At 59.9% G+C, this 14,290-nt stretch carries 10 protein-coding genes; 3 read left to right on the forward strand and 7 right to left on the reverse strand.

Features of this window, described 5'->3' with window-relative positions:
- Positions 1-48 precede the first annotated feature (48 nt).
- Genes CKW17_RS28845 through CKW17_RS28855 form a run of 3 tightly spaced genes read left to right on the forward strand, consistent with a single transcriptional unit; the run spans position 49 to position 1,668 of the window.
- A complete protein-coding gene (locus CKW17_RS28845; RefSeq protein WP_095123299.1) occupies positions 49-717 on the forward strand; it encodes a class I SAM-dependent methyltransferase in 669 nt (222 codons plus the stop codon).
- Positions 718-721: 4 nt separating this feature from the next.
- Positions 722-1,438 carry a lipopolysaccharide kinase InaA family protein gene (locus CKW17_RS28850; RefSeq protein ID WP_095123301.1) on the forward strand — a complete coding sequence of 239 codons (717 nt, stop codon included), beginning with the start codon at positions 722-724 and terminating at the stop codon, positions 1,436-1,438.
- Positions 1,439-1,440: 2 nt separating this feature from the next.
- Entirely contained in the window at positions 1,441-1,668 is a 228-nt protein-coding gene (locus CKW17_RS28855) for a hypothetical protein (RefSeq protein ID WP_038369054.1), read from the forward strand.
- A 167-nt stretch (positions 1,669-1,835) separates the two neighbouring features.
- Here CKW17_RS28855 and CKW17_RS28860 read toward each other — a convergent pair whose 3' ends face one another.
- The 7 genes from CKW17_RS28860 to CKW17_RS28890 all read right to left on the reverse strand — a co-directional run bounded on the left by CKW17_RS28860 (position 1,836) and on the right by CKW17_RS28890 (position 13,753).
- A complete protein-coding gene (locus CKW17_RS28860) occupies positions 1,836-4,871 on the reverse strand; it encodes a multidrug efflux RND transporter permease subunit (protein WP_095123303.1) in 3,036 nt (1,011 codons plus the stop codon).
- Between the two features lie 13 nt (positions 4,872-4,884).
- Complete coding sequence (locus CKW17_RS28865; RefSeq protein WP_095123305.1) at positions 4,885-6,033, reverse strand: efflux RND transporter periplasmic adaptor subunit; 1,149 nt, start codon at positions 6,031-6,033, stop codon at positions 4,885-4,887.
- Positions 6,034-6,213: 180 nt separating this feature from the next.
- Positions 6,214-7,314, reverse strand: coding sequence for a DUF1513 domain-containing protein (locus tag CKW17_RS28870; protein WP_095123307.1), 1,101 nt, complete (start codon positions 7,312-7,314; stop codon positions 6,214-6,216).
- A 14-nt stretch (positions 7,315-7,328) separates the two neighbouring features.
- Positions 7,329-8,393, reverse strand: a complete 1,065-nt coding sequence (locus CKW17_RS28875) for an imelysin family protein (RefSeq protein WP_007916589.1) — start codon at positions 8,391-8,393, stop codon at positions 7,329-7,331.
- Between the two features lie 27 nt (positions 8,394-8,420).
- On the reverse strand, positions 8,421-9,848 hold the full coding sequence (locus tag CKW17_RS28880) for a di-heme oxidoredictase family protein (RefSeq protein WP_095123309.1): 1,428 nt from the start codon (positions 9,846-9,848) through the stop codon (positions 8,421-8,423).
- 276 nt (positions 9,849-10,124) lie between these two features.
- Positions 10,125-11,471 carry an imelysin family protein gene (locus CKW17_RS28885; RefSeq protein WP_095123313.1) on the reverse strand — a complete coding sequence of 449 codons (1,347 nt, stop codon included), beginning with the start codon at positions 11,469-11,471 and terminating at the stop codon, positions 10,125-10,127.
- 230 nt (positions 11,472-11,701) lie between these two features.
- Positions 11,702-13,753, reverse strand: coding sequence for a bifunctional diguanylate cyclase/phosphodiesterase (locus CKW17_RS28890; RefSeq protein ID WP_095123311.1), 2,052 nt, complete (start codon positions 13,751-13,753; stop codon positions 11,702-11,704).
- Positions 13,754-14,290 lie beyond the last annotated feature (537 nt).

Consider the following 14,290-nt stretch of genomic DNA (forward strand, 5'->3'; position numbering starts at 1 on the left):
CACGCCGCTCCCTAAGGTGGTGCCATCAGCAATTCAGGAGTCCTGGTGATGGCCGGCCCAATCAAACTCGATTTTTCCGAGAAGTACGACGATCAGCACGCGCAGAAATATCTGCGCAAGCACAAGGAAAGCCTTGGACGTCGGCTCTCTCACTGGCGTGATGAACAACTGGCTCGCAAGGCGCTGGCGTTGGTCGGCGAGCCGGGGCTGGTGCTGGATCTGCCTTGCGGTGCAGGGCGGTTCTGGCCATTGCTGGGCGAAAAGGCCAACCGGGTGATCATCGGTGCGGACAATTCCGAGTCGATGATCAAGACGGCCATGCAAGCGCAACCGGCCGATGTGGTGAAACGGGTACAACCCTTGCACACATCTGCGTTCGACATTGCCTTGCCGGATAATGCCGTCGACAGCATCTTCTGCATGCGTCTGCTTCATCACATCGGTGAAGCCGAGCACCGCCGGGCGATTCTGCGCGAATTCGAGCGCGTGACCCGGGACAGTGTGATTGTTTCGCTGTGGGTTGACGGCAATTTCAAGGCCTGGAAACGCCAGCGTGCCGAGCGCAACCGTGACAAACGCGAGTATCAGAATCGCTTTGTGTTACCGGCCGCTACGGTCGAAAAGGAGTTCGAGGAGGCAGGTTTTCGAATTCAGGAACAACTGGACTTTATTCCGCTCTATGCCATGTGGCGAGTTTACGTATTACGCAAGAGGTAACAGGATGGCAGTGCAATTTGCAGCGGGAACGGAAGTCGCTCCGCAAGACCGCTTCGACTACTACTGGAGTCAGCGCGGTGAATGGGTAGAAGAGCCCAACGTGCGCCGGGGTGGTGAAAGCGGTGTGCAACGTATCGTTGGGCGCGACGGACAACTGCTGTACGCCAAGCGTCAGACCGGACATATCTACCGCAGTTGGTTGCATCCGTTCGGCCGTCCGACCGTATTGCGCGAACTCGACGCACTGACCGGCGTGAGCAAGCTCGGTGTGCGCGTGCCGGAAATCGTTTTCTGCGGCGCCCAGCCTGATCCGCAGCACAAATGGCGTGCACTGCTGGTCACCAAATCCCTCGACGGTTTCCAGGAACTGGAACATTGGCTGGCGGCGGCCGGCGGTCGCGATCAGTGTGGCGACGGGGTGTATGAGCGTGTGCTCAAGGACCTCGCCGAGAACCTGGCGCGCATGCACAAGGGCCGTTGGCAGCACAGCTGCATCTACATCAAGCACGTGTTTGTGCGGGTGACCGGTGAAGGCGAGTCGGCCAAGGTCGAGGTCGCTTTGATCGATCTGGAGAAATGCCGCCAGCGTCTGACCGCCTATCGCGCTGCCTCCCATGACATGAAGCAATTGCGCCGCCACTCGTCGTTCCGCGACGCGGACTGGAAGAAACTCGTCTACTTTTATGAGACGGCGTTTGGCAGCGCTATCAAAGGTTTATAGCGATGAAACTAGAAATTGCACGAGGTTTGTTTTTGGTTGGAGCCTTGGCAGTTGCGTCATTGGCGGTGGCTGCCTGGGAGCAGCCTCGCATGCAGGTGGTTGGCGCGTCTGTAGACGACGCCCACTGCGCAGTCCCACGGGTGGCGAAAGCCTCCGTGGCGACCCAACCCGATCATGATCTGTTGTTGTTCATGTTCGGACTTTCTCAAGGGATGAGGCCGCAAAGTTGAACCGATTGAAGCCCACATAAAAGGCCTCGCAGATGCGAGGCCTTTTTTTATGCCCGCGACGACACAGATCCCTTGTAGGAGTGAGCCTGCTCGCGATAGCGGTGTGTCAGTCAGTATTTAAGGCGACTGATCCACCGCTATCGCGAGCAGGCTCACTCCTACAGGGGTTACGCGGTTGGTTTGGAATCGGGTTTCGCCAGCAGGGTGTAAACACACGGCAGCACAAACAGCGTAAACAACGTGCCAATCGACATCCCCGTGGCAATCACCATACCGATATCAAAACGGCTCACCGCCCCCGCCCCCGTTGCCAGAATCAACGGCACCATGCCAAACACCATCGCCGCCGTGGTCATCAGCACCGGCCGCAAGCGAATTGCCGCCGCTTCCTCCACGGCTTCACGCGCCGTCAGGCCTTTGTCCTTGCGCAACTGGTTGGCGAACTCGACGATCAGGATCCCGTGTTTACTGATCAGACCGATCAGCGTCACCAGCCCGACCTGGGTGTAGATGTTCATGCTCGACCAGCCAAGGAACAACGGAATCAGCGCCCCGCAGATCGACAACGGCACCGTCACCAGAATCACCAGCGGATCGCGGAAGCTCTCGAACTGCGCCGCCAGCACCAGAAAGATAATCGCCAGGGCCAGGGCAAACGTCACCCACAACGCGCTGCCTTCCTGCACAAACTGGCGTGAGGCGCCGCCGTAGTCGAAGGCAAAACCGGCCGGCGCTTCTTCGCGGGCAATCTGCAATACGGTGTCGATAGCTTCACCCATGCTGACCAACGGGAAACCGGAAATCTTCGCCGCGTTAAGTTGCTGGAACTGATTGAGCTGGCGCGGTCGTGCGCGGTCGCTGACCTTGATCAGCGTCGACAGCGGCAATAACTCGCCCTGAGTGTTTTTCACGTAGTAGTTGTTCAGCCAGTCCGGGTTATCGCGATAGGGGCGCTCGACCTGGGCAATGACCTTGTAGCTGCGCCCATCAATGGTGAAACGGTTGATTTCCGCCTCGCCCAGCAGCGTTGCCAGCGTGCTGCCCAGATCGAGCATCGACACGCCCATCTGCGCCGCTTTGGCGCGGTCGATATCGACCACCACCTCGGGTTTGTCGAACGCCAGATCAAGATCGACGAAGGCGAACTTGCCCGACTCCATCGCACGTTTCTTGATCCGGTCAGCCACTTGCAGCAGCAGTTCATAGTCGTTGGCGGTGTTGACCACGAACTCGAACGGCAAGCCTTCACCAGTGCCGGGCAGGGAGGGCAGGTTGAAGCCGAAAATCTGCAGGCCCGGTATGCCCTCCAGTTTGCCCTGCACCTCGGGGAGAATCTGCATTTGCGTGCGGCTGCGCTCGTTCCACGGCTTGAGCAGGAAGCCGCCGATCCCCGCCTGCACACCGTTGTAGCCGTTGATCTGGAACGAGGAGTAGTACTCCGGAAACTCTTTGAAGATCTTGATGAATTCCTCGGTGTAGGTGCTCAGGTAATCAAGGTTGGTTGGCTGCGGCGCAGTGGCCATCATGAAAATGATGCCTTGATCTTCGTCCGGGGCCAGCTCCGATTTGGTGAACTTGAGGAACACCGGGATCAGGCACAACACGATCACCGCGAATACCAGCACCACCGGCCGTGTGTTCAGCGTGCCGTGCAGCATGCTCTGATAGCGGCGCTTGAGGCCGTCGAAGATACGGTCGAGGCGATGCGCCAAGCCGCTGGGGTTTTCCTCGTGACGCAGCAAAAATGCGCACATCATCGGCGACAGGGTCAGGGCGACGATCCCGGAAATCACCACCGCGCCAGCCAGGGTCAGGGCAAACTCCTTGAACAGCGCCCCGGTCAGCCCGGTGAGGAAACCGATCGGCGCATATACCGCCGCCAGGGTGATGGTCATCGAGACCACCGGCATGGCGATTTCCCGTGCGCCTTCCAGCGCTGCATCGAACGGGGTTTTGCCTTCCTCGATGTGTCGGTGGATGTTCTCCACCACGACAATCGCATCGTCGACCACCAGACCGATGGCCAGCACCATCGCCAGCAGCGTCAGCAGATTCATCGAGTAGCCCATCATCTGCATGAAGAACATCACGCCGATCATCGACAGCGGAATGGTCACCACCGGGATCACCACCGAACGCAATGCACCGAGGAACAGGAACACCACGACGATGACGATCAGCACCGCTTCGAACAGGGTTTTCACCACTTCGTCGATGGAGGCTTGAATAAATAGCGTGGCGTCGTAAGCGATCTCGCTTTTCAGGTTCGGCGGTAGCTGTGCTTCCAGCTCGGGCATCAGCTTGCGCACTTCCTTGATCACGTCCAGCGGGTTGGCGCCCGGGGTGGCCTTGATGCCGATGTACACCGACGGCGTGCCGCCGAACGAGCTGATCGAGTCGTAGTTTTCCGCACCCATTTCCACCCGCGCGACGTCGCTGAGCAGCACGCGGCTGTCGCCACTGACCTTGAGCGGAATCGCCGCGAAGGCTTCAGCGGATTTCAGTTCGGTGTTGGCGTTGATGCTGGTGACCACGTACTCGCCTTTCACTTCGCCGGCAGCGGAGAGGAAGTTGTACTGGCGCACCGCATTGGTCACGTCGGCGGCGCTGAGGCCGAAACCGGCGAGTTTTACCGGGTCGAGCCACAGGCGCATGGCGAACACCTGATTGCCGAGAATCTCCGCTTCGGCCATGCCCGGCAGCGTTGCCAGTTTTGGCTGGATTACCCGGGACAGGTAATCGGTGATCTGCGGGTTGCTCAAGTCCTTGCTGAAGAAGCTGATGTACATCAGCGCCGAGGCATCGGCCGATTCCTTGCTCAGCACCGGGTCTTCGGCGTCCTGCGGCAACTTGTTTTTCACCTCGTTGGCCTTGGCCAGCAATTCGGTGAACAAACGGTCGGTGTTGGAACCGATGCGCGCGTAGATCGAAATCACCGAGAAGTTCTGCCGACTGACCGAGGTCATGTAGTCGATGCCCTCGGCGCTGGCCAGACTCTGCTGCATCGGCTGGGTGATGTAGCCCTGAATGGTTTCGGCGTTGGCCCCGGGGTAAGCGGTGGTCACCGTGATCAGGGCGTTTTCCATTTGCGGGTATTGGCGCAGCGGCAACTTGCTCCAGGCCTGAAAGCCGAGCAACACAATCAACAGGCTGACCACAGTGGCGAGCACCGGGCGGCGGATGAACGGATCAGTAAAAGCCATGGGGATTCCTTGATCAGTCGGCGCGGGGCGGACTGTTCTGCTCGCCGAGGGTCTTGTCGTCGCTGATGGCAATGTGGGCGCCGTTGTCCAGTTTGATCTGGCCGGCCGTCACCACTTGTTCGCCGTTCTGCACGCCCTTGTTGATCATCACCAGGCCATCGCGGCGTTCACCGGTTTCGATGAAGCGACGTTCGGCGATCAGCACCGGTTGGCCCTTGTCATCCTTTTCGACGCTGCCGTCCTCGGCTTTCTTCTGCCCGACCACGTAGACCGAGTTGCCGTAGAGGGTGTAGGTGATTGCGCTTTCCGGTACCACGATGTGTTTTTGCGGGTCGGGCAGCAGCACTTCAAGGCTGGTGAACATGCCCGGCAACAGTTTGCCGTCGGGGTTGGCCAGGGTGGCGCGGATCAGAATGTTGCGCGTGGTGCTTTCGACGATCGGGTTGATCGCGCTGATCTTGCCGGCGAAGTTTTGCCCGGGGTAAGCGGAGACCGAGATTTGCACCGGTTGACCGATGGCCAGTTTCGGCACCGATTGCTCGGGCAGATAGAAGTCAGCGTAGAGACTGCTCAGGTCCTGCAGCGTGGCGATTTTGCTGCCGCTAGCGAGGTAGTCGCCGACGTCGACCTGGCGGATGCCGATGGTGCCGCTGAACGGCGCGAGGATGCGTTTTTTCGCCAGCGAGGCATTGAGCTGATTGACCGTGGCTTTGTTCTTTTGCAGAACCGCCGAGAGTCGGTCGTACTCGCCTTTGGAAATGGCACGGCTGTCGACCAGTTGGCTGCCACGACCGAAGTCCAGTTGCGCCAGACCCAGATCAGCCTTGGCGGTTTCCAGCAGGGCGGTCTCGACGGCGCTGTCGAGTTGCAGCAAAGGTTGCCCGGCCTTGACCTTCTGTCCGGATTCGAACTTGAGTTCGGTGACGGTGCCGGCGACTTCCAGGCTCAGCTCGACACCTTGCAGCGCCTTGAGCGTGCCGACGGTCGGCAGGCGCAGCTGCCACGGTTGCTCGCTGGCGTTGGCCACGGCGACGCTGATCGGCGGTTTCGGCTTGGAGAAGCCCTGGATCATCGTGTAGATCGAAAAGGCTTTGTACCCGCCCAGCACCAGGACGATCAGCAAAACAACACCCAACATGATCAGCATGCGGCGACGCAGCATATTTCCAGTTCCTTGGATAAATCAGGTGAGACAGGCGGGCACATTACTCCGAGTGGAGGGGGGATTCCAACTGGCAGTTCTTACAGGGGGGCGCAAAAAGATCGCAGCCTGCGGCAGCTCTTACAGGGGAGTGCATTCCAATGTAGGAGCTGCCGCAGGCTGCGATCTTTTAAGGCTGTTTTACGCCATCAAGTGCAGATGGTTGTCCCAGAGCCCCGCCGGCAATTCCAGCGGCTTGGCCAGCAGCTCATCCTGACGGCAATCGTAGTAACGGCAACGTCCTTGCCCGGAGGTCACGACAAAACCGTCCTTCACCGCACCGACGCCAGCGCAATCAGGCAATGGTGCATCGAGGCGCACCTCGCCACTGTCCAGATCCCAGATAAAGAAGCGGTTGCCACGCGGCGCCGTCAGCGCGACCAGACGCAAATCGCTGTGCACCGCGACGCTGGCGGTGTAATGCCCCATCGACTGCAACTGATGCTCCGGCACCGGGAACGCCACGAACGGCTGCCCCGGACGCTTGATTGCCAACAGCTCCGAGCGCTCATGCGAGGCGCCCATGAATTGCTGACCGGCAACGATGGTGCCGTCGCTGGCGATGCCCAGATGGCGCACGCTGTTCATCTGCTGGGCGAGGGTTTCCTTGCTCAGCAGGGTGCCATCGCGCTGCATCAGCACCAGGCTCGGCTCCATGGCGTTGAGGTTCATGTCGACGCGGCTTTCCGCTTCGGTACGAATCCCGCCATTGGCCACCACCAGCGTCTCGCCATCAGGCATCCACGACACCTGATGCGGGCCGAGGCCGTGGGTGGAAATCTCGCCGCTGTGCACCAGTCGTTCGCCTTCGAACTTGTACACACCGAGCAAACCACGACCGGGATCGGTGGTGTCGTTCTCGGTGGCGTACAGGTATTCGCCGTCCTTGTGCACCACGGCGTGGCCGTAGAAGTGCCGGTTCGGCTGCGACCTCACCGTCTGCAGCAACTTACCGTCGCGCAGGTCGATCAGGTAGCTTTCGGTGCCCGGGCGACGTGCGACAAACAGCGCGATTGGCTGCGTCGGGTGATTGATGATGTCGTGGCAACGCTGGCCGACTTCGGTGGCGAACACCCGGGTGCCATCGAGCCGATAGCCGACGGCGTAGTGCTTGCCGTCAGTGTCGTCGCGCGCCGACAGCAACAGCGGGCTCTGATCCTTGCGTTTGAACAGCGTCCAGCCGCCCAGCGTCACTGCTCCCAGCAGTGCACTACCTAAAGTCAGAACCTGACGTCGCAGCATGGCACTTGCCCTCATCAGTCACCGTCGTTGGCGTTGAAGCCCAGTTGGATGCCCAGCGCCTTGGCCAGTTCGCCTTCGTGCAGGCGATGGACGACGTTGAGGCTGTCGTAGATGTCGTTGAGTTGCTGACGACCGGCGTCGTCTTCAAGCATTTCGCCGAGCGAGCGCTGGGTGCTGTCGAACAGTTTCAGCGACGCGGCATAAGCGGCATCGATCTTGTCGGCCAGTGGCTTTTGCTCAGCCGGCAACAGACCGCGCAGACCTTTGTTGTCGACGCCTTCCCACACGGTTTTCGCCGCCGCGAGGCTGGCTTCCAGTGCGGTCAGCGAGGACTGGCTGCGCCAGGCGTCGGCCTGGAACGGCTGTGGCACGCCCTTGCTCTGTCGGCCCATTGGCGTGCCGAGTTTTTTCTTCAGGGTGTCCAGTGCGGTGACTTGCACACGTAGCAGATCGGCGATCGCTTCGTGGGAGTCGGCGTAGCGCTGGTTGGGGAACTTGGTCATCTGCGCGAGCATGCCGTCGGTGTTGTTCCAGTTCTGCAGAATCTCTTCGGCCAGTTGCTTCTGGCGCTCGCCGATGGCGATCAGCAGCGGGCAGTACTTGGCTTTCTGTTCGGCATTGGCCACGTCAGGCTTGGCGTCGAAGAGGATGTATTCATAGGCCGACAGGCCTTGCACGACCACACTGGATTTGGCCAAAGCGGCGGCATCGATCTGCGGCTGGGCGACCACCAGTTGCTCGACCTGACGGCCGACGAGGTTTTTCTTGTCCGGCCAGAACTGCACCTGCCACGAACGGTTGCCCTCGGCCAATGGACCGATCAGCAGCGGTTGCAGCTCAGCCCAGGCTTTCTGTGCGTGGAGGAAGTCGGCACGGGCGGTTTCCAGGGTTTCTTTGCCCTGGCAGTAGGCGAGGGCGCTGACCGCCAGTTGCTTGTCGGCCTCGACCCAACGGGTGTAGGTCGGCAGGATCACCGATTTGGCGATGGCCGCCGAGGTGACCGCTTGCGGATCCTGCGGCGAGCAGGCGCCGAGGGCGAGCGCGGCAAGGCTGGTGAACAGTAGCTTGGGACGGAACATGTCGGGCTCCCGATTCTTTATCAGTGTTTAAAGTGAGTTCAAAAACGCCAGCAGCGCGGCACGCTGCTCGGCATTGAATGACAAAACCTGTTGCTGTGCGGCTTGCGCTTCGCCGCCGTGCCAGAGCACCGCTTCGAGCAAATTACGTGCGCGACCGTCGTGCAAAAACTGGGTGTGGCCACTGACCGCTTGCGTCAGGCCAATCCCCCACAACGGCGGCGTGCGCCAGTCGCGGCCGGAGGCCTGGAATTCCGTGCGGTTGTCGGCCAGACCGTCGCCCATGTCGTGCAGCAGCAGATCGCTGTACGGGCGAATCACTTGATTGGCCAGTTCAGGTTCGGCGGCGTTGGCGGCGGTGGTGTATTTCGGCGTGTGGCAGGAATCGCAACCGGCCTGGAAAAACAGGTTCTTGCCGGCCAGCACTTCTGCATCGTTGATGCCACGGCGTGCGGGCACGGCGAGGTTGCGGCTATAGAACAACACCAGACGCAGGATGTTATCGCTGACTTCCGGCTCGCCGTCCGGGCCATTACCGTTTGGCGCTTGTTTGCAGGCGGTTTGCGCGTCGCTGCAGTCATCGAAGGGACGCAGGCTGGTCGTGAGGCCCATATCACCAGAAAACGCATGAACATTTTGTTGATTGAGGTTCGGTTGGCCGGCTTTCCAGCCGAATCTGCCCATGACGGTCTTTTGCAACACGTCATCCCAGACCTGATTGGGGCGGCCATTGATGCCTTTGTTGTCTTTGGCCTGTGCGGCAGCGTTGGCGAGGATTGCTTCTTCGGGAATCGCTTCAAGCAGGCCCAGGCCAATCATCGGCGGTGCAACCCGTGCGGAAAAACGCGTGTCCGGGTGCATCGGGCCGTAGCCGAGCTGGGTGATCTGCAAGACCGGTTTGCGTAGTTCGATTTCGGTGCCGTCCTTGAAACGAATCGGCACTGGCGTGTAGTCAACGCGGACTTTGCCTTCCGGTACGACACCGGGCACCGCCATGTCCTGGAACTGGCCGCCGTACACCGGCTCCGGCACTACGCCGACCTGCTCGATGACTTTGGCGAATTCCGGCGTGTTGGGAATCGACAGGCGCACGAGCATGGACACTGCGTTAGGCGCATCCGGTGGCGGCGGATGGCCGCGACCGTCCTTGATATGGCAGCCCTGACAGGCGTTGGTGTTGAACAACGGGCCGAGACCATCGCGTGCGGTCGTGGTCGACGGCGCGATCACCCATGGGCTGCGGAAGAAGCTGTTGCCGACACTGAAATCCACCCGTCGCGATGGCGGCAGGTTGGCCGAGGGCAGGGAAAACGCGTTCTGATCGGTCTTGCGCACGGTCGCTGCACCGCCCGAACGGGCTTCACCGGGCTCGGCCTTGGTGAAACGCGGGGCGTCATCGCAGGCACTCAGGCCCAGGGCCAGACACAGTGCGGACAAGCGAAGAGGCAGCGAGGGCATCAGACATCCTGCTAGAGGTGCAAAAACAAAGGCGCAAAGTCTAACAGGGCCGGGATGATTGAATAAGAGGAATTATCGTTTGCTTGATACAGCGCAAATCTGAAGAGCAATGCAAAACCCCTGTAGGAGCTGCCGAAGGCTGCGATCTTTTGATCTGTCTTTTTTAGAAGCAAAGTCAAAAGATCGCAGCCTTCGGCAGCTCCTACAGTGGGCCGTGTAGGGCAGGCATGAAAAAGGCGACCCGAAGGTCGCCTTTTTTGATGCAGACGCGGTTGATCAGAACTCGTGATCAGCGTTGTCCGGATTCAGGTCGCTGATGCCCAGTTTGCCGGCAGCGGCTTCGATCGAACCGGTCTGCTTGACCAGCGAGGCGATGGCGTCACGAACGATCTGGTTGCCAGCGGTGTTGCCCGCCGCGATCAACTGGTCGTAGTGCTCACCCTTGTTGGCGTGATCGACCATGACCTGGATCTTGGCTTCGGTAGCGGCCAGATCGGCTTTCAGTGCGGTGTCGGCAGCTGGATCAGCCTTGGCCACCAGCGACGACAGGCTGGCGCCGGTCATTTTGGTGCCGTCAACACGGGTGTACTCGCCCAGGTAAACATTACGAATGCCTTTGGCATCGTAGAAGTGCGAGTTGTGCGTGTTGTCGCTGAAGCAATCCTGCTCGTCTTCAGGGGAGTTGGCTTCGAGGGAAACCTTCATGCGCTCGCCCGCCAGTTCGCCCAGCGACAGGCTGCCCATGCCGAAGAGCATTTTGCGCAGACCGGTTTCGCCCGGCTCGGCTTCCAGCGTGGCGCGGTAGTTGTCAGCCACGTTCGGCTTCCAGTTACCGACCATTTCTTCGAGGTCGCTGACCAGCAGTTGGGTCACGGACTTCAGGTAGGCACGACGACGATCGTTGTGACCGCCGGTAGCGCCGGCGCCTTCCAGGTAGTCGGAGGCAGGACGGTTGCCAGCGCCAGGGCCGGTACCGTTGAGGTCCTGGCCCCAGAGCAGGAATTCGATGGCGTGGTAGCCGGTGGCGACGTTGGCTTCGGAACCGCCCAGCTCGTTGAGGCTGGCGAGTTTTTCCGGGGTGATGTCTTTGACGTCGACCTTGTCTTCGCCGACCTGAACTTCGGTGTTGGCGATGATGTTGGCGGTGGCACCCGGGTTACCCAGTGCGTGCTCGTAGGATTTGTCGACGTAGTCGATCAGACCTTCGTCCAGCGGCCAGGCGTTAACCTGACCTTCCCAATCGTCGATGATGGTGTTGCCGAAGCGGAACACTTCACTCTGCAGGTACGGAACGCGCGCGGCGACCCAAGCAGCCTTGGCGGCTTTCAGGGTGTCGGCGTTCGGCTTGGCGAGGAAGGCGTCGACGGCGGTCTGCAGGGTTTTCGCGGTGGATTCGGCATCGCTGTAAACGGCGAAGACTACGTCGGCGTAGTGCGCGACCACAGCCTTGGCGGCGGCTTCATCGACTTTACCGGCAGCGGCAGGAGCAGCCGCAGGTGCGGTGGTGCTGGCGGCTGGCGTCGGTGCGGCCGGAGCGGCAGCCTTGTCTTTGCCTTCGCCGCAACCGGCGAGGGAAATAGCGATGGCCAGCAGACTGGCGGTAGCCAGAGGCATACGAATCATGGCGAACATCCTGCTTCGATAGTTGAGTGGACTCGCGCTGGGGGTGCGCAAAACTGCGACATAATGCAAATCTTTCGCATTATGTGTAAAGGGTTGTGGCTGGAAATATTTCTTATTTACGCCGGTGTGATGGCACCGATCAAAAGATCGCAGCCTCGTTGCACTCGACAGCTCCTACAGGGGAATGCGATTCATGTAGGAGCTGCCGCAGGCTGCGATCTTTTGATCTTCTAGAGAATGGCCGCGTTACTGCGTTGTGCCTGTTTGAGATAGGCACCCAGCTCGCGTGCCGGCAGCGGCTTGCTGTAGTGATAGCCCTGACCTTCGTGGCAGCCTTCGGAAATGATGTAGCTTTCCTGCTCGGCGGTTTCCACGCCCTCGGCGATCACCTGCATGCCGAGGCTCTTGCCCAGTTGAATGATCGCGCGAACGATGGTCGCATCGTCGTCGTCATCGAGCAGATCCTGCACGAAGCTCTTGTCGATCTTGATCTTGTCCAGCGGCAGGCTTTTCAGATAACTCAGCGATGAATAGCCAGTGCCGAAGTCGTCGATGGCGATCAGTGCGCCGGAACGACGCAGACTCAGCAAGTGCTGGGCGGCGGTGCTGATGTCTTCCATCAGGCCGGTTTCGGTGACTTCCAGTTCCAGACTGCGCGGTGGCAGGCGGTACATCTGCAGCAGGTTATTGACCACGCGCGGTAGCTCGGCGTGGTGCAGTTGCACGGTGGACAGATTGACCGCCATGCGCAGGTCGGCGAAACCCTGATCGTGCCATTCGCGCAATTGCTTGCAGGCCTGATCGAGTACCCATTCGCCGATGGCGATGATCGTGCCGTTCTGCTCGGCCAGCGGAATGAACAGGTCCGGCGGCACCAGACCGTGTTCCGGATGTTGCCAGCGAATCAACGCTTCGACGCCGACCACGCGGTGATCGCGGTAGCTGATCTGCGGTTGATAGACGAGATAGAACTGATCGCGCAGCAAGGCATCGCGCAGGTCTTTTTCCAGCTCGCGGCGGCGACGCATCTCGCTGTCGACGCTGGCGATGTAGAACTGATAGCGGTTGCGCGAGCGGGTCTTGGCCAGCGTCATGGTCTGCTCGGCTTTCTGCAACAGCTTCTCGGTGCTGTCGCCGTCCTCCGGGAACAGGGTGATGCCGATGGTCGCGCGCAGGCGGATTTCCTGATGGTCGAGGGCGAACGCCGCTTCCAGATCATCGAGAATGCTCTGCGCCAGTTCCGCTGCTTCATAAGGCTGTTCGATGTCGGCTTGCACCAGCGCGAACTGGTCGCCGCCCAAGCGGGCGAGGGCGCCTAAGCGGCCACTGTGGGCACGCAAGCGATCGGCCAGAGCCAGCAACAATTGGTCGCCGGTCTGGTAGCTGAATTGCTCGTTGATGCCTTTGAAATCATCCAGCCCCACGCACAACACCGCGACCCGCCGTTGCAGCTTGCCGGCGTCGACCAGAATCTTGTCCAGTTGCTGCTGCAATTGCTGGCGATTCGGCAGGCCGGTGAGGAAGTCGTATTGGGCCATGCGCAGCAGGCTGTTTTCCGCTTCGTGGCGCAGGTGAGTGTTGCGTTCGATTGACTCGAGTAACTGGTTGGCGGTGCTGATCCAGATGCCCAGTTCGTTTTTTTCGTGGCCCTTGAGCTGCGGAATCTTGTGCTCGCTGGGGCGATCCGGATTGATCTCGGTGAGGTGCTCGATGATCCGCGACAGCGGCTTGGTCAGCAGCCAGTGATAGACCAGATACAGCACCAGCCCCATGGCCAGTGCCCGCAAAACCCCGGAAATAAAGATGATCACCGAACTGACGATAAACCCTTCGCCATAAGTGGCGGTGTCGAGGGTGATACTCAAATCGCCGTAATACTCGCTGTACGGGCCACGCCCCACCAGTTGCGTGGTGAAGGTGCGTTCCTGGCCGAGGATCAGGTCGGTCAGCCAGCGGCTGTTGGACTGCTGCAGGTCGCGGGATTTCTGCGCGAGCATGGCTTCGTTGGGATGGCCGATGGAGGCCTGACGCACGGCATCGTCCTGGAACAGGCCTTCGATCACCTGCATGCCCATTTCCCGGTCCAGGCTGTAAACGGCCTGGGTCGACGGGTCGCGGAACATGTCGAGGATGCGTTCGGCGTCGCCAGCAACCGCCTGACGGGTTTTGTAAGCATCGAAAACAATCTGCGCGCAGCTCAAGACTACGCCGACGATCAATGCCGACAGGAGCACGACCCGGAGCAACTTCACCGACAAGCTGTTCTTGAGTTCCAGCTTCAAAGGGTTATTCCTTGTTCCGTGCGGGTAGCGTCAAGTTGCCATGAGTATTGGCAATCCCGTGTTGGCAGTCAAAGGGACAATCAGACCGGGGTTGATTTGCCCGTGGTCTCGTCCGAAATGCTGCTGTCTGGAGTATTAGCCCTAATTTGTACTATGTCGGTAGTTTCGCCCCTCAACTTGAGCGGTTCGCAGCATTTTTTCCTCTTTTTGATGTTAGCCCGCTGTGGCATGGCGGCAAGCAGCGGCAGACAGCTTTCATTGTGAGAAAAACGCTATTGATCGTTCCCACGCTCAGCGTGGGAACGATCATCGTCCGGGGTTTTGTCCGGGCATAAAAAAACCCGGCAAAAGCCTAATGCCGATCAGTTAAGCCTTCTCGCTTGACCTTTGGCCGCAAGAAATCAAAATCCGATGCCTGTACTGGCATCGGATTTTTTTATGCGTCTCGCTCGGGCACTGGAACTGACCCACAACATCGCCTCTACCCCCAACGCCATCGAGGGATTGGATGCTTTGCTCGATCCTTCTTTGGTCGAA

This window comes from Pseudomonas sp. Irchel s3f10, from assembly GCF_900187515.1.
Lineage (GTDB): Bacteria > Pseudomonadota > Gammaproteobacteria > Pseudomonadales > Pseudomonadaceae > Aquipseudomonas > Aquipseudomonas tensinigenes.